At 62.1% G+C, this 19,692-nt stretch carries 26 protein-coding genes and 1 tRNA gene; 23 read left to right on the forward strand and 4 right to left on the reverse strand.

Translation table 11 applies throughout. The annotated features are described in order from the left end of the window. Positions 1-65 precede the first annotated feature (65 nt). The 14 genes from DL899_RS02670 to DL899_RS02735 all read left to right on the forward strand — a co-directional run bounded on the left by DL899_RS02670 (position 66) and on the right by DL899_RS02735 (position 7,410). The gene (locus DL899_RS02670) at positions 66-1,073 is read left to right on the forward strand and encodes a PD-(D/E)XK nuclease-like domain-containing protein (protein ID WP_162685484.1); all 1,008 of its coding nucleotides are present in this window, start codon (positions 66-68) and stop codon (positions 1,071-1,073) included. A 4-nt stretch (positions 1,074-1,077) separates the two neighbouring features. After that, positions 1,078-2,061: a ribosome modulation factor gene (locus tag DL899_RS02675; protein ID WP_111732229.1), complete on the forward strand. Its 984-nt coding sequence runs from the start codon at positions 1,078-1,080 to the stop codon at positions 2,059-2,061. Next, entirely contained in the window at positions 2,058-2,252 is a 195-nt protein-coding gene (locus tag DL899_RS02680) for a hypothetical protein (protein ID WP_111732230.1), read from the forward strand. Before DL899_RS02675 ends, DL899_RS02680 begins: the two co-directional genes overlap by 4 nt. Next, positions 2,252-2,467, forward strand: coding sequence for a hypothetical protein (locus DL899_RS02685; protein WP_111732231.1), 216 nt, complete (start codon positions 2,252-2,254; stop codon positions 2,465-2,467). The genes DL899_RS02680 and DL899_RS02685 overlap by 1 nt, the downstream gene beginning before the upstream one ends. Beyond that, the gene (locus DL899_RS19310) at positions 2,464-2,712 is read left to right on the forward strand and encodes a hypothetical protein (protein ID WP_162685485.1); all 249 of its coding nucleotides are present in this window, start codon (positions 2,464-2,466) and stop codon (positions 2,710-2,712) included. Before DL899_RS02685 ends, DL899_RS19310 begins: the two co-directional genes overlap by 4 nt. Then, entirely contained in the window at positions 2,709-3,071 is a 363-nt protein-coding gene (locus DL899_RS02690; protein ID WP_162685486.1) for a nuclease domain-containing protein, read from the forward strand. The genes DL899_RS19310 and DL899_RS02690 overlap by 4 nt, the downstream gene beginning before the upstream one ends. A gap of 14 nt (positions 3,072-3,085) precedes the next feature. Continuing rightward, positions 3,086-3,337 (forward strand): hypothetical protein, encoded by a 252-nt coding sequence (locus tag DL899_RS02695; protein ID WP_111732233.1) that lies wholly within the window; start codon positions 3,086-3,088, stop codon positions 3,335-3,337. 109 nt (positions 3,338-3,446) lie between these two features. Next, entirely contained in the window at positions 3,447-3,635 is a 189-nt protein-coding gene (locus tag DL899_RS02700) for a hypothetical protein (RefSeq protein ID WP_111732234.1), read from the forward strand. Between the two features lie 453 nt (positions 3,636-4,088). Next, the gene (locus DL899_RS02710; protein WP_111732236.1) at positions 4,089-4,502 is read left to right on the forward strand and encodes a hypothetical protein; all 414 of its coding nucleotides are present in this window, start codon (positions 4,089-4,091) and stop codon (positions 4,500-4,502) included. After that, complete coding sequence (locus DL899_RS02715) at positions 4,499-4,906, forward strand: hypothetical protein (protein ID WP_111732237.1); 408 nt, start codon at positions 4,499-4,501, stop codon at positions 4,904-4,906. The genes DL899_RS02710 and DL899_RS02715 overlap by 4 nt, the downstream gene beginning before the upstream one ends. Next, positions 4,903-5,367 (forward strand): hypothetical protein, encoded by a 465-nt coding sequence (locus DL899_RS02720; protein ID WP_111732238.1) that lies wholly within the window; start codon positions 4,903-4,905, stop codon positions 5,365-5,367. The genes DL899_RS02715 and DL899_RS02720 overlap by 4 nt, the downstream gene beginning before the upstream one ends. Before the next feature lie 166 nt (positions 5,368-5,533). Beyond that, a complete protein-coding gene (locus DL899_RS02725) occupies positions 5,534-5,950 on the forward strand; it encodes a hypothetical protein (protein WP_162685487.1) in 417 nt (138 codons plus the stop codon). Between the two features lie 25 nt (positions 5,951-5,975). Then, a complete protein-coding gene (locus DL899_RS02730; RefSeq protein ID WP_162685488.1) occupies positions 5,976-6,239 on the forward strand; it encodes a hypothetical protein in 264 nt (87 codons plus the stop codon). 193 nt (positions 6,240-6,432) lie between these two features. Further along, the gene (locus tag DL899_RS02735) at positions 6,433-7,410 is read left to right on the forward strand and encodes a site-specific integrase (protein ID WP_111732241.1); all 978 of its coding nucleotides are present in this window, start codon (positions 6,433-6,435) and stop codon (positions 7,408-7,410) included. A gap of 532 nt (positions 7,411-7,942) precedes the next feature. Here DL899_RS02735 and DL899_RS02745 read toward each other — a convergent pair. Then, positions 7,943-8,018 (reverse strand) — tRNA-Lys (locus DL899_RS02745). Positions 8,019-8,149: 131 nt separating this feature from the next. On the opposite strand from DL899_RS02745, the gene dapF reads away from it, so the two are divergent. The 3 genes from dapF (at position 8,150) to DL899_RS02760 (ending at position 11,201) form a co-directional block, all read left to right on the forward strand. Further along, positions 8,150-8,989: a diaminopimelate epimerase gene (gene dapF, locus DL899_RS02750; RefSeq protein WP_111732243.1), complete on the forward strand. Its 840-nt coding sequence runs from the start codon at positions 8,150-8,152 to the stop codon at positions 8,987-8,989. Further along, positions 8,986-10,242 carry a tRNA (N(6)-L-threonylcarbamoyladenosine(37)-C(2))-methylthiotransferase MtaB gene (gene mtaB, locus DL899_RS02755; protein WP_111732244.1) on the forward strand — a complete coding sequence of 419 codons (1,257 nt, stop codon included), beginning with the start codon at positions 8,986-8,988 and terminating at the stop codon, positions 10,240-10,242. The genes dapF and mtaB overlap by 4 nt, the downstream gene beginning before the upstream one ends. Before the next feature lie 557 nt (positions 10,243-10,799). Further along, positions 10,800-11,201: a hypothetical protein gene (locus DL899_RS02760; RefSeq protein ID WP_162685489.1), complete on the forward strand. Its 402-nt coding sequence runs from the start codon at positions 10,800-10,802 to the stop codon at positions 11,199-11,201. Positions 11,202-11,229: 28 nt separating this feature from the next. On the opposite strand, the gene DL899_RS02765 is transcribed toward DL899_RS02760, so the two are convergent. Further along, on the reverse strand, positions 11,230-11,916 hold the full coding sequence (locus tag DL899_RS02765) for an outer membrane protein (protein ID WP_111732246.1): 687 nt from the start codon (positions 11,914-11,916) through the stop codon (positions 11,230-11,232). A gap of 232 nt (positions 11,917-12,148) precedes the next feature. Here DL899_RS02765 and petA point away from each other — a divergent pair, with 232 nt between their 5' ends. From petA to DL899_RS02780, 3 genes are read left to right on the forward strand one after another with little or no spacing between them, the layout of a single operon-like run. Beyond that, on the forward strand, positions 12,149-12,724 hold the full coding sequence (gene petA, locus DL899_RS02770) for a ubiquinol-cytochrome c reductase iron-sulfur subunit (protein ID WP_111732575.1): 576 nt from the start codon (positions 12,149-12,151) through the stop codon (positions 12,722-12,724). A 12-nt stretch (positions 12,725-12,736) separates the two neighbouring features. Then, the gene (gene petB / locus DL899_RS02775) at positions 12,737-14,059 is read left to right on the forward strand and encodes a cytochrome b (protein WP_111732247.1); all 1,323 of its coding nucleotides are present in this window, start codon (positions 12,737-12,739) and stop codon (positions 14,057-14,059) included. A 16-nt stretch (positions 14,060-14,075) separates the two neighbouring features. Then, complete coding sequence (locus DL899_RS02780; RefSeq protein WP_111732248.1) at positions 14,076-14,864, forward strand: cytochrome c1; 789 nt, start codon at positions 14,076-14,078, stop codon at positions 14,862-14,864. 149 nt (positions 14,865-15,013) lie between these two features. On the opposite strand, the gene DL899_RS02785 is transcribed toward DL899_RS02780, so the two are convergent. Together DL899_RS02785 and mutY are read right to left on the reverse strand one after the other, a co-directional pair. Further along, on the reverse strand, positions 15,014-16,153 hold the full coding sequence (locus DL899_RS02785; protein ID WP_111732249.1) for an alkane 1-monooxygenase: 1,140 nt from the start codon (positions 16,151-16,153) through the stop codon (positions 15,014-15,016). Between the two features lie 3 nt (positions 16,154-16,156). Further along, complete coding sequence (gene mutY / locus DL899_RS02790) at positions 16,157-17,242, reverse strand: A/G-specific adenine glycosylase (RefSeq protein ID WP_111732250.1); 1,086 nt, start codon at positions 17,240-17,242, stop codon at positions 16,157-16,159. 83 nt (positions 17,243-17,325) lie between these two features. Here mutY and DL899_RS02795 point away from each other — a divergent pair, with 83 nt between their 5' ends. Genes DL899_RS02795 through DL899_RS02805 form a run of 3 tightly spaced genes read left to right on the forward strand, consistent with a single transcriptional unit; the run spans position 17,326 to position 19,649 of the window. Beyond that, positions 17,326-17,835 (forward strand): DUF721 domain-containing protein, encoded by a 510-nt coding sequence (locus DL899_RS02795; RefSeq protein WP_111732251.1) that lies wholly within the window; start codon positions 17,326-17,328, stop codon positions 17,833-17,835. A gap of 15 nt (positions 17,836-17,850) precedes the next feature. Further along, positions 17,851-18,537: a DsbA family protein gene (locus DL899_RS02800; protein WP_111732252.1), complete on the forward strand. Its 687-nt coding sequence runs from the start codon at positions 17,851-17,853 to the stop codon at positions 18,535-18,537. Next, positions 18,534-19,649 (forward strand): CaiB/BaiF CoA transferase family protein, encoded by a 1,116-nt coding sequence (locus DL899_RS02805; protein WP_111732253.1) that lies wholly within the window; start codon positions 18,534-18,536, stop codon positions 19,647-19,649. The genes DL899_RS02800 and DL899_RS02805 overlap by 4 nt, the downstream gene beginning before the upstream one ends. Positions 19,650-19,692 lie beyond the last annotated feature (43 nt).

A 19,692-nucleotide genomic window follows, 5' to 3' on the forward strand; every position in this document is an offset into this window, starting at 1 on the left:
GGCTGGTGGCTATGCCCCGTGGCGGCCCTCGGCCTGCTGTGCTGGGCCGTAGCTGGCATCATCATATGGAGCGCAATCTGATGGCATTGGAAATACAGGAAATCCCTGACGGTCATGTGATCGAGGAACCGGGCGCGTACCGCTGTTCGATGGCGGCCTATCACAGCCAGGACATTTGCCCCGGCCCGTCTGTTTCTTCGACGGGCTTGCGGAAACTGGCGCTGCAATCGCCGTGGGCGTTCTGGAAAACTTGGGACGGCAACCCGGATCGGTATCCCGAGAAAGAGCCGTCACCGAGTTTGATCCTTGGACGGGCCGCACATGCGCTGATCCTTGGCGACGAGGTTTTCGACGAGCATTTCATCTACGTGCCCGACGACGCGCCGCCCCGGCCCACGGCAACACAGGTCGCCGCCTTTGAACGGACGGGCAAATGGTCTGACAGCGCCGCGCCCCGTGCCGAGTTTTGGGATGCCTTCGATGCTCGGGCCGAAGGCCGGCACCTGCTGACGGCGGATCAATCCGAGAAGATCGTCTACATGGCGGAAAGCCTTGCCGCGAACCCGCAGTGTGTGGAGTTGCTGCGCTCCGACCTGATCGAGATCAGCATGATCTGGCAGGATGCGCCGACGGGGATCTGGGTCAAGAGCCGCCCGGACTGCCTGCCGACGAACGGCGCCGATGTTTCCGACCTCAAGACGATCGCGCCGAAGGGGGCCGACTTTCGCTTGGCCGTGCAGCGCGCGACCACCGACCACGGCTATTACATTCAGATGGCGCTGGCCCTGATGGGGGCGGAAGAAGTCTTGGGCGCCACGGCTGCCGATTGCGCCTTGGTGTTCCTGCAAACGACGGAGCCCTACGAGTGCGCGCCGCTGTTTATCGACCAGGACACGCTTTATCTCGGCCGCGTTCTTATCCGGCACGCATTGGACACGATGGCGCGGTGCCTTGAGACGGGCGACTGGCCGGGCATCGGCGTTGATCCCGTCACCTACGCATTGCCGCCGAGCATGTCGGGACGGCTCTACGAACTGCAAGCCGCCGGCGAACTTCCCAAACTAGAGGACTGACAGAATGAACAACCCCATCTTCCAGTTTCGCAAGGACATCAAGGCGGCACTTCCCACATTCGGATTGCGCAACGAGCGCGAACAGGAGCGCATGAGTTCCGTTCTGATGGTGGCGGTCGAGAAAGACCCGCAGCTTGTGACCGCAGATCGGCAGAGCCTTATTGCCTCTGTCCGTCAGTGTGCAAACCACGGGTTGGTTCCAGACGGGAACGAGGCCACGCTTCAAGTCTACAACACCAAGGTCAAGATCGACGGCGCGGAGAAGTGGATCAAGAAGGTCCAATACCAGCCGATGGTTCGTGGCATCATCAACCGCGTTCAGAAATCCGGCAAGATCAGAACCTTCTGGGCCGATGTCGTCTACAAAGGCGAGACCTTCACTATCGACGCATCGGACGGCGAACGGCGCCCTGTTCACATAAAGCAGAGTGAGTTCAACCGCGGAACGGATGACGAGATTATCGGCGCCTATTCTGTTGCCAAGTTCAAGGATGGCACTGTCGATTGCGAGCCGATGGATCGGTCGGAAATCGAAAAGGTCCGAAAGGTCGCCAAGACCCAGAAGGTTTGGGAAGGGTGGTTCACCGAGAAGGCCAAGGTTGCCGTGCTGCGGCGTCATTCAAAGCGCCTGCCGCTGTCATCCGAAGATCTGGACATGATCCTCAACCGTGGCGGCGACGAGCATGATCTTGAACGGGATATGCGCGACGTGACCCCGGAGCGCGAAAAGCCCGCCCGTACCCTCGCCCAACGGCTGCAAGAGCCGGAAGAACCGATGGACGGCGAGGTCATGCCGGATCAGGACGGCCCGCACTGGACGGAGGAAATCGACACGTCCGAGGCATTCCCTGGCGACGATGTATTCACGGAGGGGGCCGAGGCATTCCAATCCGGCGCTGACCGTACAACCTGCCCATATAGCGACCCCTCTGTTGCGTGCCACTGGCTTGGGGGGTGGGATCAAGCGAAGGCGGCGGCGGAGAAATGACCCGCGATTTTGCCGCCATTCCCGCCGTCAGGAACCAGCTTGCACAGGCCGAGGTAAAGGCCCGTGAGGCTGCGAAGATCGCGCGGGATGCCGGCCTGACGGATACCGCCGAGGAAATCATGATCATCTTTCGGCGGATGCGGGTTCTGACTGGCAAGGATGGCTGGCTCGACTGGATGGAGAGGGGCTGATGTGGACCGACGCGGAGATGCTGACGGCGCTGCACCTTCGAGACCGAGAAGGACTGAGCGCATCGCAGATTGCAGACCGCATGGGCGTAAGCCGGTCAAGTGTTCTCGGCGTGTTCTTTCGGGTCAACCGCGAGACAGACAAACACGACCTGTCACCGCACCTGAACGGGACGATGAAGGCCGATTGGTGGAAGGAAGGACTGCGGAACCGATGAAGTACCTGGAACCATCGCCGTATGCGGCTGACGGAGAAAACCTGATCGGCAAATTGCCGTCGCAAATCTCGAAAGACGATCTTCGTGACCTTGGGCACCCGTCGAGCCCGATCAAGGCAATCCGGCGTAATTGCGTGGAATGCGCGGGCGGAAGCGAGGCCGAGGCCCGCAAGTGTACGGCGACCACGTGCCCGCTCTGGCCGTTCCGCATGGGCCGCAACCCTTTCCACGGGAGGGCGAAATGAACCCGGCGCTTCTTCCCAAGGTGCGATCCGACGATCTGCGGAAATCGGCAACGCAAATGCCTTGCACACTGCGGATCGGAACGTTCATCGGCCTTCCGTGCGCCGGTCAGGATACCAATGTTCATTGCCACCTTCCCGTTCACGGAAAAGGCGTATCGACCAAGGTTTCCGACCTGCACATGGCCTGCGGATGCGCCGTCTGCCACGACCTGCTGGATGACCGGGACGCCCGCGGCCAACTGATCCGCGAGAGATACCCCCGTGCCTTCTATGAGCGGCTGTTCCTGGCGAACGCCGAAACCCTTAGCTGGTGGGTCGAGATGGGCCTGCTGCACGGGACCGATTGGGACGTGATCTGAGGAAAGGAAACGTGATGATTGACCCCCGCCTGCAAGGCATCCCCGGCTGCGAAATCCACCCGGTCGATGCCGAGCGCGACCGCCAGTCTGCCGCCGTGCTGATGGCACTCGACGCCCTGTCCGCACTGCCGCCGCGCGTCGTCTGCAACGTGATCGGCGCGCACATGACCGACCGCGACGACATCCCCCACGGCGACCTGCAACGGCTCGCCACGGCGCTCGATCGCAAAGCCTGGGCGACGATGCCGGTGGAAGGGGGCGTGTGATGGCTACCTATGTCGCGAACAACGCCACAAGGGACACTGTCACGCTGGTGCTGTCGAAGAGTCATGACAATCCCGTGATTATTGAAGCCTATCGGAAAGGAACTGACCAATGAAAATCAAAGCGGAAATGGGCGCGTATTCCAGCGTCGTCGGAAACAGCGTTCATCTAATCGCAGAAGATGGCCGCATGATTGGTCAGGTGGCCATTCTATGCCACACCGATGACCTGCGCGACAAGGATACTCAGGAAACGCTGTGCGAAATCATCTGCAGTGCAATCAATGAGGACGACCAATGACTGAATGCCAATGGCCTAACGGCACGTGCGCTTGCTACACCGCAAACTCCACGAAGGCGGACCAGTACGGGCGTGTCTGGATGCACTGTGAGGAGGGACTATCGTTAAGCAAAGCGAGCATGACTCGCTTTGTCATGTACTGCCTGACAAACCACATCGAGATTGGGCAAATCCAACCATTCAACTATCGCTACCGCAACAGCCAGGTTTCGGCAACCGTCCGACTGAAGCCGGATCAATTCGCGGAGTTTGAGACAGCGACCAAGGGCAGACTGCGCCGCCCACCCACTATATCTGTAAACTCAAGCGATGCTGGCCAGCTAAAGGAGGCCGACCAATGACCGAGACAGACACAAGCCGAGAGGCGGTGGAGCGGTTTGTTAAGTTCCTGCGCGGCGACCTGCGAACCGGCATGTCACTGTATGAGGCGATGAAGCTCAAGGGGATGGTGTGATGGGCGCGCCTAAAGACACAATATATCCTGACAAGCTTAAAATCCGCGACACGGGAATACATGAGGACAGCGGGCGGCGCATTCACACAACGGCAGGATCTGGCTACCCGAAAAAAGAATACATCCGCTCCGATCTGTTCACCGCCTTACAGGCCGAGAACAAGCGGTTGAGAGAAGAAAAAGAAGATGCCGTGAGTCTTCTCGACGCATGGTTCGACCGCCGCAAACTCGCGCACGAACAGATTGATGCGGCGGTCCTAGACGCGGCACGGGGATACCTCAGAACGTCGCGGTCAGGTGGCATGGAAGCAAGAGACAGCGACATGATCGAAGGGGTCGTATCCGACATGGCCCGCCTGTCTCTTTTTGCCGATCTGTTCGCCCGCGCCGCCCTGAAAGGTACTGACCAATGACCACTGACACAGAAGCCGACGATCCGGTGGAGCGGGCGCTGGTGGCGATCCGAGAGCACATCAAGTCCGTGGAGGCCGAGCGGGATCGACTTAGCAACATCGCCGCAACAATTCGCGTGAACGCCATGCGGCGCGGGGCAACAGACGAGCAGATCGACGACTTTCTCAACGGCAGACAGTCGTTCATCGAATGGATGGTGGGGACGCTGGAGGCCGAGCGCGACACCGCATGGAACGACGCGATAGAGGCGGCGGCAGCCGTACTTGAGCGTGAGGCGCAAGACGAAATGTCGAGTATGTCATGCGGAGATTGCAACGACATGCGGCGAAGCATTCGTGCCCGCGCAGACGTACTCAAGGCCGCAGCAGGCACCGTCCGCACCATCCGCGCCCTCCGCAAATGAACACCCGGCCCGGAGATATTCCGCATGACAAACCGCGATGGTGGCTCACAAAAGATGGGGACCGGACACTTCTCGCGCTGTATGAGCGACACTATTCGGCCTACCAGTATCAAGACGGGCGCGTGCGCCGCCTGTTCGCGGGGCCTGGCGAAAAAATCGTCCTCCGCACCAGAACCGGTGACGCCGGATTTGTTTGGAGGAACTTCATCAGCGACGACGACCAGTGCGGCATCAACTGCGCGTTTTTCCGAAACGAAGGCCCGCACCTGTCATCCGAGCTTATCCGACAGGCTGACCGTATCGCTGATAAAATCTGGTCTTGTCGCAGGCATTACACCTACGTGGACGCGCAGAAGGTGCGGAGCGCCAATCCCGGATACTGCTTCATCATGGCCGGTTGGCGGCGATGCGGCGAAACAAAAAGCGGCAAATTGATATTTGAAAGATGCACCCGCAAATGAACACCCGGCCCATATCAATGCCCCGGCAGTCAGCGCACAGGGCCATGCGTGTAGCTGCCGTAACAACGACACAGGTGCTGAATGTCGGAGAATGGCACGGTGGGGATGGGCACCCGCCGCGCCGCCATCCCACCGAAAGCGGGGCGTTTCAGCCGGAGGAATGAGGATGAACAAATGCCGTCACCTTATACGCGAGGGCATGAGCCTTAAGTGTGCGGCCGGCCGCGATATCAAGGCGTGGGTTGCCCGCTGCGGGAGGCCAAGCGGCTGGGGGCTGATGCTGCCGTGCATCAATAACGCCCCGGAAAAACCGCTGTTCGACTGTCCGGAAGTGGATCGCAAGACGGACGCAGAGGTTGAAGCCGAACGCAAGGAAATGGATGACCATGTTAACCGCTTTGTGAGCGGCATGGCCGGATTGCAAAAGATAAAGGACGGGATGGTTTCCGACGGCACGTCCAGCATGACTACAACATGCCCGTGGTGCGACGGCGAAAACACTCTGAGCGTTTCAATCGCCCTTGGATACAACAACCATATCCGCGCACGGTGTTCGTCCTGCGAAATGGGCTGTCTTGAATAACGCAATTAGCGCCGGAGGAATGAGGATGACCGCCAAGCCAGATCGTACCTTTGCCGCCGAAAGCCTGTACGGCTCGAACGAGTGGGTGTCGCTCCGCTTGGGGATGGCGAAGGACACCTGGTTTCGGAAGCGGGATTGCCTGTACGAACGCGGCTTTCCGAAGCCCGACAAGGACACTGGTCTCTACCTGAAAGCCGACGTTGACGCATGGATTGCACGGCAAAGCCGCTTTGGTGACGGGCATGGTATGGTGTCGGGACCAAGGGGAGTACGAATCGATGCAATATAAACCCGCGCTATTTGACGGCTCTGATCCCGGCTATGCTCCGGGGCTGAACTGGTCCGGGCGATACGCCTACTGGAAACCTACCCGCAAATATGTGGACTTGGGGCACCCGACGGCCCCAATACGCCTGCCGGGCACCAAGGGCGACGGCCGGGACGCAGAGAGAGCCGCAGAGGCCCGCCGACTGACGCGGGCGATGATCGAGAATTACCAGCCAGACGACGGCCCGACGCCCGGCACATGGTCGTGGGTGATCCGCCGGTGGAAGGAAGATGCCTACAGCCGTTACAACACCTGCGGCGCCAACACCCGCGCGGATTATGACTACCGCACGAAGAAATGGGACGCGATTATCGGGCACATGCAGATCGACGCGCTGACCTACGACCAGATCAACATCATCCGCCGGGCGATGGACGAGAAGGAATATTCCGACAGCCTCAAGCAGAAGCTGTTCGGGATGCTGCGGCACCTGGCGCGGTACGCCCTCGGGCCGCTGCAACAGAAGCAGACGCGCGATCTGGTGGACGTTCTCGGGGAAATGCGGTTCCGGTCACCGTCGAAGAAGGACTCGGCGCCGACGCGGGAACAGGTCCGTGCGGTGATCGACGAAGCCGATGCCCGCGGCATGTTCGCCTTTGCAACCGGCATCCTGTTCCAGTGGACCTATGCGCTGCGGGCCGTCGATGTGCGAGGCCAGTGGCTTCCCGCCGACGGAGAGGGCGGCATCGTGCGCGACGGCAAGCGGTGGCAGGACGGGCTGACGTGGGACATGTTCGACAAGGATTTGACGGAGTGGGGCAAGGTGATCTCCAAGACGCAGACAGCCGTCGAGGGCGTGCGCCTGACGCCGGAACTGCGCTGCCGCCTGCGGCTTCTGCGGAACGTGTGCGGCACCGGCCCGGTGATCGTGTCGGAGCGGCTTGATGCGCCGTACACCAAGCACGGGTGGTCAAGGGCATTCCGCCGTATCCGCGATGATCTCGGCATTCCCGACACCATGAAGATGATGGACACCCGCGCCGGGGCCCTGACGGAAGCGAAGAACCTGGGCGTTGATCCGTTCGCCCTGCGCGATCTCGGCACGCACGCACATGTCAGCACGACGGACGGCTATGCGAGGGGCCGCAGCGAGAACATCAACAAGGTTGTCGAACTGAGGGGAAGGACATGACTCTAACGTTTTCACACGACACAGAGACAGGAAACTGGACCGCCACCATAGACGGCTACTATCACAGTACGGGCTGGTGCAAAGACCTAGCTGTTGCGCGCTTGTTCCGGTTTCTAAAGGCCGAATATCCAGAAATTCTCCATCATCGTATGGATGCCTTTCGAGACTACTTTGCACCCAATGAAATTATTGATGATCTTCCGATGAAGGTCTCAAATGAGACAACCTACACATATCGTCAGAACTGAGGGGGCGGAAGTGAAAATGGTCGAAAGAATAGTCGTATCCAAGGGGAAACTCTGCGGCCTGTACTCGTTGAGTAGCGAATGCGCGCCTAGATACGTCGGCGTGGATGTTTCGACAAATTCAGACTGGACGTGCGAATGCGAGTTCGAGATCACGGAAGATGGTGTTCGCATTCTTGATGGCCGGCAATACAAGGACGAGAACGAGTCGGAAACGCTTTGATACAACTCCGATACAACTGCCCGTTTTCGTCACAACTATTTTCCGGCTAAGTCTTTGAAAACAGTGGTGAGCCGTGCAGGATTCGAACCTGCGACCCACTGATTAAAAGTCAGTTGCTCTACCAACTGAGCTAACGGCCCACGTAGCGGGCTATCTAGACGGCCCACGTAGCGGGCTATCTAGAAAGAGGCGCGAGGGGGGTCAACCCATATTTTCCGGTCAGCGCCCGCATCTGCTGGATTCGGGCGCGTGCGGGGGCTATATGCGCCCCATGGATGCGCCTTTAGATACTGGACTGCCCTTCAGAAAGATGCACGGGCTGGGCAACGACTTTGTCGTGCTCGACGGGCGTGTGAAGGTGGTGACGGTCAGCGCGGCGCTGGCGCGGGCGCTGGGTGACCGGCGACAGGGGATCGGATTCGACCAGCTGGCGCTGATCGGGCCGGGGCAGGGCGACGCGGATGCGCATCTGAGCTTTTGGAATGCTGACGGTTCGACCTCGGCCGCGTGCGGCAACGCTACCCGCTGCATCGCGCGGCTCTTGATGGACGAGGGCGGCAAGAGCCGTCTGCGCCTGACCACCGCGCGCGGCACGCTGCTGGCCGAGGATGCCGGCGGCGGGTTGACCCGGGTCAACATGGGTCAGCCCCAGACCGAATGGCAGGATATCCCGCTGGCCGAGGCGATGGATACGCTGGAACTGCCTATAGAGGGTGCGCCGACGGCCACCGGCATGGGCAACCCGCATTGCACGTTCTTCGTGACCGACGCCGAGGCCGTGGAGCTGGAACAGTTCGGTCCCCGCCATGAACATCACCCGCTGTTCCCCGAGCGCACCAATGTTCAGGTGGCCAGCGTGACCGGGCCGGACCGGCTGCGGGTCAGGGTGTGGGAACGTGGTGCGGGGCTGACGCTGGCATCGGGGTCGTCGTCCTGCGCGGTCGCCGTGGCGGCGGCGCGGCGCGGGCTGACCGGGCGGGCGGTGACGGTCGATCTGGACGGCGGTACGCTGTTGATCGACTGGCGCGAGGATGGTGTCTGGATGACCGGCCCCACGGCGCATGTCTGCGACGGCGTGATCGTGCCAGCCTTTCTGGCGAGCGTAGAATGAGCGCGCCGGTCTTTTCCACGCTGGGCTGCCGTCTGAACGCTTATGAAAGCGAGGCGATGAAGGCGATGGCCGAAGAGGCTGGGCTGGATGACGCCGTGATCGTCAACACCTGTGCCGTGACGGCAGAGGCCGTGCGCAAGGCGCGCCAGGAAATCCGGCGTCTGAGGCGCGAGAACCCGCAGGCCCGGCTGATCGTCACCGGCTGCGCGGCGCAGACCGAACCCGAAACTTTTGCCGTCATGGCAGAGGTTGACGCGGTGATCGGCAATGCCGAAAAGATGCGCCCCGGTACCTGGGCCGGGCTGGCCAACGGCCTGATCGGCGAGACAGAGCCGGTGCAGGTCGACGACATCATGAGCGTGACCGAAACGGCCGGCCACCTGATCGACGGGTTCGGCACGCGCAGCCGCGCCTATGTGCAGGTGCAAAACGGATGCGATCATCGCTGCACCTTCTGCATCATCCCTTATGGCCGGGGTAATTCGCGCTCGGTTCCCGCCGGTGTCGTGGTCGAACAGATCAAGCGGCTGGTGGGCAAGGGGTACAACGAGGTGGTGCTGACCGGTGTCGACCTGACCAGTTGGGGCAGCGACCTGCCGGCGCAGCCGCGGCTGGGCGACCTGGTGATGCGTATCCTCCGGCTGGTGCCTGACCTGCCGCGTTTGCGGATATCGTCGATCGACTCGATAGAGGTCGATCCGCGGCTGATGGAGGCAATTGCCACCGAGCCCCGATTGATGCCGCATCTGCATCTGAGCCTGCAACACGGTGACAACCTGATCCTCAAGCGGATGAAACGGCGGCATCTGCGCGACGATGCGATCCGTTTCGCGCAAGAGGCCCTGCGCCTGCGCCCTGACATGACGTTCGGCGCCGACATCATCGCCGGTTTCCCGACCGAGACCGAAGAACACTTTGAGAATTCGCTGAAGCTGCTCGAGGAATGTCACCTGACCTGGCTGCATGTCTTTCCCTACAGCCCGCGCCGCGGCACCCCGGCTGCGCGCATGCCGCAGGTGGGTGGCCGCACGATCCGCGAACGCGCCGCACGTCTGCGCGCGGTTGGCGAGGTGCGTGTCGCCCGCCACCTGGACGCCCAGCAGGGCCGTTCGCACCGGGTTCTGATGGAAAGCCCGCGCATGGGCCGGACCGAACAGTTCGCCGAGGTCGATTTTGACAGCGACCGGCAGGAGGGCGCGATCGTTCCGGCCACCATTGTCGGACGGCGCGGCAACCGGTTGGTGGCCGCCTAGGCCCGGCCGGGCACGATTTCCTTTCGATTGACGCGTTCTCGTCACGGCGCCACCGCATTTCTGTAACAGTCTGTTAGTGGATGCGCCGATCTGGCGCGCAAGCGGAGGTCTGTTAACAACGTGCTTGATGTCTTGCTGATAGCAGTCCTGTGCTGCCTTGTTCTGTACGCGCCGTTTTCGCGCGCGCTCAGAAAGGGGCCGCATGGCCGTGCACTGGCCCGCATGTGGTCGTGCTTGCGCGACAATGGTGCGAGTCACGACTGAACCAGATGCTGCTGCGTTGCAGCATTGTCACGATTCTAAGTCACGATTCTAAAGTGGTTTCAGATTATTCTTGACGAGTGACGCTCTCCTTATACGATAAACGAGAGCAGTTATTTATCGAATATCGGGTGCGGCGCACCAAACAAGAATAATCGCGCCTTTGCCCTTGTTAGTACAGGTTAATCAATATTCTCCCCCAGGACGGGGTATTTCTCCGCCCAAGCGGGGTAACGGCGCGATGCGCTGATATGGAATGATTATGTTTCCCGCCGGATTTGAAAGGAGGGCATGCCTTGCTATACAGTCTCGCAGCGACCCTGAGTTTGTTTGCGGGTCTCACGCTATTTGGCGTTGGTTTTTTGGGGATCGCGGGGGTTCCTGCAGAGGAAATGCACCCGATCACTGTCCTGCTGTATCCCTCCGGGCTGGGTGCGGCCCCGGATCTGATTTATCACAGTGTCCTGATCTTTCTGGGGGCTTGGCTAAGCCTGTGCATCTACATAAGGGTGCCGGCCACCATCGCGCTGGTGATGGTTCTGTCCAAGGTCACCTTTCTGGGTGATGGCTCGGAAATGGGGGTGCTGCCGGCGCTGGCCGTTTACCTGACCCTGTCCGCGCTGTTCTTGCGCATGCTCACGACAACCAGCTGGTTGAAGCGCGACAAGAGCGAAGACATCTCCGAATCCATCTGGTGAAAACCCGCGCCGGGGGCGCGGCAGTTCCTCAGAAACTGTAGCTGATCCCGAAATTCACCGCGTGGGTCACGATCTCGGTCGACAACTTACCCGGCAACTGCCCCGGCACCGTCGGGTCGGGGTCGAGCGTGGCGTCATTGTCCGACCACGTGACCTGATATTCCCCGAAAATCGCCCAGTGGTCGCTGATGGCATATTTCATCCCGGCAATGCCGCGCAGGGCCAGGCCGGTCGTCTCGAAACCATAGGTGCGGTTGGCGGCGCCGATCACCTGTGCATCGACATGCGGAACAGCGATACCAATGCCGCCGCCCAGGTAGGGCGCAAGGCCGATGTCCTCGAACGCATTGGGCCAGCGCCGAATGGCATTGACGGTAAAGATGTTGTGCCCGTTGGAGAACTCCAGCCGGCTGAGGCCAAGCGCTGCCATGTCGGCGGCCGAGGCATAGACCTTGGCATGGGTGCCCTCGACACCGAAGCCCCAATCGCTCGGCGTCCACCAGGTCGCGCGGCCACCATAATAGATCGGCCCTTCAAACGGCTTGCCATCCCAGTTGAACTTGCGGCTGAAGGCCGCACCGCCGGGCAGGGTGCCGCTGCCGGTGCTGTCGGACACGCCCTGCCAGCCCAGATACAGGCTCAATTCCATCTCGGCTGATGCAGGGGCCGCAGTCAGCAAGAGCGCGGCAAGCGCGGATTTCAGGTGACGGATCATGATGTCGGTGCCTCGGCTTATAGATGAGTCTGCCCCTGATTATATCTTGTGGCACAAACCCACAAGCGCGACACTTCCACGCCTTTGCACAATTGCGTTGAATGTGTACTGGACGCACCGCGCCTGCCCCGCTAAACAGCGGATCGGAAACGTATCGGGCGCCGCAACCGATGTAGCGGTGTCTCGCAAGTGAGAACCGAGCCGGTTGCGGCTTGAGAACGGAGAAAACCTCGTGTCCCACGCAGAAGATCACGAAGGCACCCGTAGGGATTTCCTCTACTACGCCACCGCCGGTGTCGGTGCCGTCACCACAGGCGCGGCGGTCTGGCCGCTCGTTAACCAGATGAACCCTTCGGCGGACGTTCAGGCGCTCAGCTCGATCCGGGTCGACGTCTCGGACGTCGAGCCGGGGACGCAGCTGACAGTCAAGTGGCTGGGCAAGCCGGTGTTCATCCGCCGCCGCACCGAGGAAGAGATCGAGGACGCCCGTTCCATCGACCTTTCCGAGCTGGTCGACACGAACGCGCAAAACCGCAACGACATGTCGCTTGACGCATCCGACCAGAACCGCACCCTCGACGAGGCGGGCGAATGGCTGGTCATGATCGGTGTCTGCACCCACCTGGGCTGCGTGCCGATCGGAAATGCCGGCGACTATTCCCTCGAAGGCGGCGTCGGCGGCTGGTTCTGCCCCTGCCACGGTTCGCACTACGACACGGCGGGCCGTATCCGCAAAGGCCCCGCGCCGGAAAACCTGTGGGTGCCGGTGTCCGAATTCGTCGACGATACGACGATCAAACTGGGATAAGGGGGCGCGCACATGTCTGGAATTCCGCACGATCATTACGAACCCAAGACCGGCGCAGAAAAGTGGCTGCACCGCCGTCTTCCCATCGTCGGCCTGCTTTATGACACGCTGATGATTCCGACCCCCAAGAACCTCAACTGGTGGTGGATCTGGGGCATTGTCCTGGCCTTCTGCCTGGTGCTGCAGATCGTCACGGGGATCGTCCTGGCGATGCATTATACGCCGCATGTCGACCTGGCCTTTGCCTCGGTCGAACACATCATGCGCGATGTCAATGCCGGTCATATGCTGCGCTATCTGCACGGCAATGGCGCGTCGCTCTTCTTCTTCGCTGTCTACATCCACATCTTCCGCGGCCTTTACTACGGTTCCTACAAGGCCCCGCGCGAGATCACCTGGATTGTCGGCATGCTGATCTACCTGTGCATGATGGGCACCGCGTTCATGGGCTACGTGCTGCCCTGGGGGCAGATGTCGTTCTGGGGCGCTACGGTGATCACCGGGCTCTTCGGCGCCATCCCGTTCATCGGCGACGCGCTGCAGACATGGCTGTTGGGCGGGCCGGCGGTGGATAATGCCACGCTCAACCGCTTCTTCTCGCTGCACTACCTGCTGCCCTTTGTCATCGCGGCGCTGGTGGTGGTGCATATCTGGGCCTTCCACACCACCGGCAACAACAACCCCACCGGGGTCGAGGTTCGCCGCACGTCCAAGGCCGACGCGGAAAAGGACACGCTGCCGTTCTGGCCCTACTTCGTGATCAAGGACGTGTTCGCTCTGGCGGTCATCCTGGTGGTGTTCTTCGCCATTGTCGGCTTCATGCCCAACTACCTGGGGCATCCCGACAACTATATCGAGGCCAACCCGCTGGTCACGCCGGCGCATATCGTGCCTGAATGGTACTTCCTGCCGTTCTACGCGATCCTGCGCGCATTCACCTCGGATGTCTGGGTGGTGATGTTCGCCAGCTGGATCACCGGCGGCATCATCAACGCCAAGTTCTTTGGTGTGCTGGCGATGTTCGGCTCGATCATCGTCATGGCGCTGGTGCCGTGGCTCGACACCTCGTCGGTGCGCTCGGGCCGGTTCCGGCCGATGTTCAAATGGTGGTTCTGGCTGATGGCCATCGACTTCGTCGTGCTGATGTGGTGCGGTGCCCAGCCGGCGGAACCGCCCTATTCGACCATCTCGCTGATCGGTTCAGCCTATTGGTTCGCCTACTTCCTCGTCATCCTGCCGCTGCTCGGCATCATCGAAAAGCCCGAGCCGCAGCCCGAGACGATCGAGGAAGACTTCAAGGCGCATTACGGCAAAGCCGAAACGCCGGCCGAATAAGAAAGGAAACGGGATCATGTTGAAGAAACTTGCGATCACCGCAATTGCCGCCCTGACCCTTTCCGGCACGGCAGCGCTGGCAGCCGGGGGCGAGGGCCATATCGAAGATGTCGCCTTCTCCTTCGAAGGGCCGTTCGGCACCTACGACCAGAACCAGCTCCAGCGCGGGCTGCAGGTCTATACCGAGGTCTGCTCGGCCTGCCACGGGCTGAGATACGTACCGCTGCGCACGCTGGGCGACGAGGGTGGGCCACACCTGCCAGAGGATCAGGTCCGCGCCTATGCCGAGAACTACGAGGTCTTTGACCCCGAGCTCGACGACTACCGCGCCGCCCTGGCGACGGATCATTTCCCTGTCTCGGGCGATCCCAACGCCCCCGACCTCAGCCTGATGGCCAAGGCGCGGGCAGGTTTCCACGGGCCATACGGAACTGGCATCAACCAGCTCTTCAAGGGCATCGGCGGGCCGGAATACATCGTTTCGATCCTGACCGGCTATACCGAGGAAACCAAGGAAGAGGCCGGCACGCTCTTTTACGAGAACAAGGCCTTTCCCGGCGGCTGGATCGCCATGGCGCCGCCCCTCTATGGCGAGGACGTGGAATATGCCGATGGTACCGAGGCCACCCTCCACCAGGAAGCAGAAGACATTGCCGCTTTCCTGATGTGGGCCGCCGAGCCCAAGATGATGGACCGCAAGCAGGCCGGCCTGACCGGTGTCATCCTGCTGACCGTACTGTCGGTGCTGCTCTACCTGACCAACAAGCGCCTCTGGGCCCCGGTCAAGGGCAGAAAGACCAGCTGACGCCAATCGCGCCAGTCACACGGAATACGGACCCCCGCCCCGAAAAGGCGGGGGTTTTTCGTGGCCGTGTCGTTGGTGCGAAACCCCTGCTTCTTTTTGGTTGCAAATACCCAGATCCAGACAGGCAGGCCGGGTGTCACGCCGCCGGGTCAGCGCGGCATCGGGTTTTGCGCCTTGTTGTAGGGGCGCCAGTCGTTGATCTCGGGGTAGTACATCTGCCGCCACAGCCGCACGCGCGGGTTCATCACCCGTCGCCACAGGGGCGGGATCATCGCGGCAACGCTCATCAGCGGATAGCCATAGGGCAGTTGCGGGGCCTCGTCCGCCTCGTAGTTCTGCAACAGTGGAAAGCGGCGGTCGGGCCGGTAGTGGTGATCGGAATGGCGCTGCAGGTTGATCAGCAGCCAGTTCGACGCCTTGTGCGCCGCGTTCCAGCTATGGCGCGGCCTGACGGGTTCGTACCGCCCGTCGCCCAGATGTTTGCGGGTCAGCCCGTAATGTTCGACATAGTTGACCAGCTCCAACTGCCAGATCGCCACGATCGCTTGCCACAGGAACAAAAACAGCCCCGCCCAGCCGCCGATCAGCGCCGCCAGCAACAGCAAGTAGCCCTGCATCGCCCAATAGCGGAAAAACGGGTTGGAGGGGTCAGTCCAACCCAGCCCCTTGCGCGCCAGCTTTTCGGCCTCGGCCCCGAACGACGATACCAGCGATTGCCGCAGAACCCGTGGAAAGAAGCGGTGAAAGCCCTCGTTCATGCGCGCCGTGACCGGGTCGCGCGGGGTGCCGACATGGCGGTGATGCACCAACAGGTGCTCGGACCGGAAATGGGAATAAAGCACCATTGCCAACAGCACATCGGCCAGGAACCGTTCGCCCCGGTCCTGCCTGTGCATCAATTCGTGGCTGTAGTTGATGCCGATGGTGCCGGTGATGACCCCGACGCCGAAAAACAGCACGACCGTTTCTAGCACCGACAGATGCGCGTCGCCCGGCCCGGTGACATACCAGATCAGGCCGAAGAGCAGGCAGAACTGCACCGGCGGCCAGATCAGGGTGATCGCCTTGTACCAGCTCAGTTGCGCGTCATCGGTGTCGGGGTCGGCGTTTTCGGTATTCAGCCCGAACACCGCGTCGAGCCCGGCAAAGACGTACCAGGTGGCGACCGGCAGCAGCAGCACCGTCCATCCCCCGTGTGCCGCGCCGATGATCGCCAGCGGCACCAGCAGCAGCGATACCCAAAAGGGCAGCGCGCTTTGCAGTCGGGACAGCCGCTGTGCAGGGATCATTCGTTATTCTCCGTTTTCATGCGGGCCGGATGCGTCGGCATTGTCGAAATTTCCGCGCGCCAAGTCAAAAACCTTCCGCATCACGGTGGGCAGGTCGCCGGGGCGAAATTCTGCCGTGGGCATGAAATGCCCCCGGTATGGGGCGGCAGATACGGGCAGATCGGCCACCTCGACGGCAAGGTGCAGGTGAAAATGGGTGAACGTGTGGCGCGCCTCGGCATCCAGCCTCAGCCAGCGCGCCGCGACAGGCGGGGCCGGTTCGGGCGCGTCGTTCCAGTCGCTGCCGGGCCAGCCCAGCATCCCGCCCAGCAGGCCCTTGTCGGGACGACGTTCAACCAGCCAGGCACCATCGGCGCGCCGGCCGACATAGGCGATGCCGTGGCGGGTGGGCTTGGGGGGGGTGGCTGTGCGCCGGGGCAGGTCGCCTGCGATGCCTTGCGCATGCGCGGCGCAGCCTCTCACCCAGGGGCACAGCCCGCAGGCGGGCTGACGCGGGGTGCAGATGGTCGCGCCAAGATCCATCACCGCCTGGGCATAGTCGCCCGCGCGTTCCCGTGGTGTCAGCTGTGCGGCCGCCGCGCGTAATTCCGGCTTGGCGGCGGGCAGCGGGGTCTGAATTGCGAAAAGCCGTGCCATCACCCGCTCGACATTGCCATCGACGACGGTTTCGGGCGTGTCATAGGCAATGGCCGCAATCGCCGCTGCCGTGTAGGGGCCGATGCCCGGCAGGGCCTGCAGCCCTTCGCGGGTTTCGGGAAAGCGTCCGCCAAGCTCTTGCGCAACCACGCGGGCACATTTCAGCAGGTTGCGTGCGCGGGCGTAATAGCCAAGCCCGGCCCATTCGCCCATCACCTCGCCATCCTGGGCCGCGGCCAGCGCGTGCACGTCGGGCCAGCGGGTGGTGAAGCGTTCGAAATAGCTGCGCACGGCTGCCACGGTTGTCTGTTGCAGCATCACCTCGGACAGCCAGACGGCATAGGGGTCGGGCCGCATGCCGCGCGTGCGGTCAGCGGGACCCACCCGCCAGGGCATCTGGCGGGCGTGGCGGTCGTACCAGTTCAGGATCGCCTGTGGATCGGCGTCACGCATCCGTTATCGCCTCTTTCTCAGGCCGGTACTGGCCTCGCCCGTGGTTTGCGCTTAGATATGACAGAAAGACAAGGAGGTCATCCATGTCGGCCCACAAGGGCACAACACGGGGATTTAGGCATAGTGCGGCCCTGCTGGCGCCGCAGATGCGCAAGGTGTCCGAATCGCGCGGTTTCGCCGTCGGCCGCGTACTGACCCATTGGGCAGAGATCGCCGGAGAAGAAATCGCCGCCATCGCCCACCCGGTCGAGGTCAGCTATGGCCGCAAGGGGTTTGGCGCGACGCTGACCGTGCTGACCACCGGCGCCCAAGCGCCGATGCTGGAAATGCAAAAAGAGGTCCTGCGCGAGCGTGTGAACGCGGTCTATGGCTATAACGCCATCGCCCGTATCCGCATCACCCAGACCGCGCCCACCGGCTTTGCCGAGGGGCAGGCGGTTTTTGCCCCCGCCCCGGCGCAAAAACAAACGGCGGCCCCCGATCCGACCGCCATCAAGGCCGCGGCCGAGATTGCCGCGCCTGTCGCTGATGACGGCCTCAGACAGGCCCTTGAAGCCCTGGGCCGGAACGTTCTATCCAAAACCAAATCCTGACCGAAGGACACCCCGATGAACCGCATCATCTTTCCGGGCGCGATCGCCCTTGCCATCGTCGCCGGCCTTGTCTGGTGGCAGACCGCACGCCCCGGGCCGGGGCTGATCACGCCCGCCCCGGCGTTTGCCAGCGAAACCGAGGCCGAAACCCCGGCGGAGGAAATCGACACCTCCTCGATTGTCGAGATGACGCTGGGCGATGCCGACGCGCCGGTGACGGTGGTCGAATACGCCTCGTTCACCTGCCCGCACTGCGCCAATTTCCACAATGACCAGTTCAAGCGGCTCAAAGCCGACTATATCGACACCGGCAAGGTGCGGTTCGTGTTCCGCGATGTCTATTTCGACCGGCTGGGGTTGTGGGCGGCGATGGTTGCCCGCTGCGGTGGGTCGGATCGGTTTTTCGGTATCTCAGAAATGCTGTTCAACCAACAGCGCGACTGGATCGGCGACGGCAAGGACCCGGTCGCGATCACCGACAGGCTGCGTCGGATTGGCAAGGTCGCCGGGCTTGAGGAAGAGACGCTCGACGCCTGCCTTGCCGACAACGACAAGGCCAGAACACTGGTCGCCTGGTACCAGCAGCACGCCGAGGCAGACGACGTCGATTCCACCCCGACGCTGGTGATCGACGGGCAGACGCATTCCAACATGGCCTATGACGACCTGAAGGACCTGATCGATGAGGCGCTTGCGCAATGACTACGGCGCCGCTTGCCGGATTGAAGGTCGTTGAGCTCGCGCGTATCCTGGCCGGCCCCTGGGCCGGTCAGACGCTGGCCGATCTCGGCGCAGAGGTGATCAAGGTCGAAAGCCCCGCAGGCGACGACACCCGCAAGTGGGGGCCGCCCTTCATCGACAGGGATGGCGAACGCTCGGCGGCCTATTTCCACGGCTGCAACCGTGGCAAGGCCAGTATCACCGCCGATTTCCGCACCGAAGAGGGGCGCGAAAAGGTGCGTGCGCTGGTGCGCGATGCCGATATCCTGATCGAGAATTTCAAGGTTGGTGGTCTGGTGCGCTATGGGCTGGATTACGACAGCCTGTCGGCGATCAACCCCGGCCTGATCTATTGTTCCATCACCGGTTTCGGGCAGGACGGGCCATATGCGCATCGCGCCGGGTACGACTATATCATCCAGGGGATGTCGGGGTTCATGTCGATCACCGGCGATCCTGACGGTCAGCCGCAGCGCGCCGGGGTAGCGGTGACGGACCTTTTCACCGGGCTTTATTCGGTGGCGGGGATACTGGCGGCGCTGCACCAGCGTGGGCAGACCGGCAAGGGGCAGCATATCGACATGGCGCTGCTGGATTGCGCCGTGGCGGCGACGGCCAACCAGGCGATGAACTATCTTGCCACCGGCACGCCGCCGGGGCGGACGGGGAATTCTCATCCCAACTTGGTACCCTACCAGGTTTTTGACTGTGCCGATGGTCATATCATCATCGCTACCGGCAACGACTCGCAATATCAGCGGCTTTGCGGGGTTCTGGGGTGTTCGGAACTGGCCGAGGCGCCCGAATACCTCACCAACGCTGACCGGGTGGCCAATCGGGAGGCGCTCATCGCCGCTCTGACAGAGCGCACCCGCCGGTTTTCCAAGCGCGACCTGCTGGCCGCCTGCGAGGAAAAGGGTATTCCCGCCGGGCCGATCAACGACATGACCGATGTGTTCGAAGATCCGCAGGTCAAGGCGCGTGGCCTGAAGGTGGAGCTGGACGGGGTACCGGGGGTGCGTGGCCCGTTCCGGTTCTCGGGAGCCGATCTGGTGCTGGACCGGCCCTCTCCCAGGCTGGGCGAGGACGACTGAGGCCCCGGCAGCAGCCCCTCGCGCGGAACCCAGGCGCGCCATG

It is taken from the genome of Roseovarius amoyensis (genome assembly GCF_003260265.1).
Taxonomy (GTDB): domain Bacteria; phylum Pseudomonadota; class Alphaproteobacteria; order Rhodobacterales; family Rhodobacteraceae; genus Roseovarius; species Roseovarius amoyensis.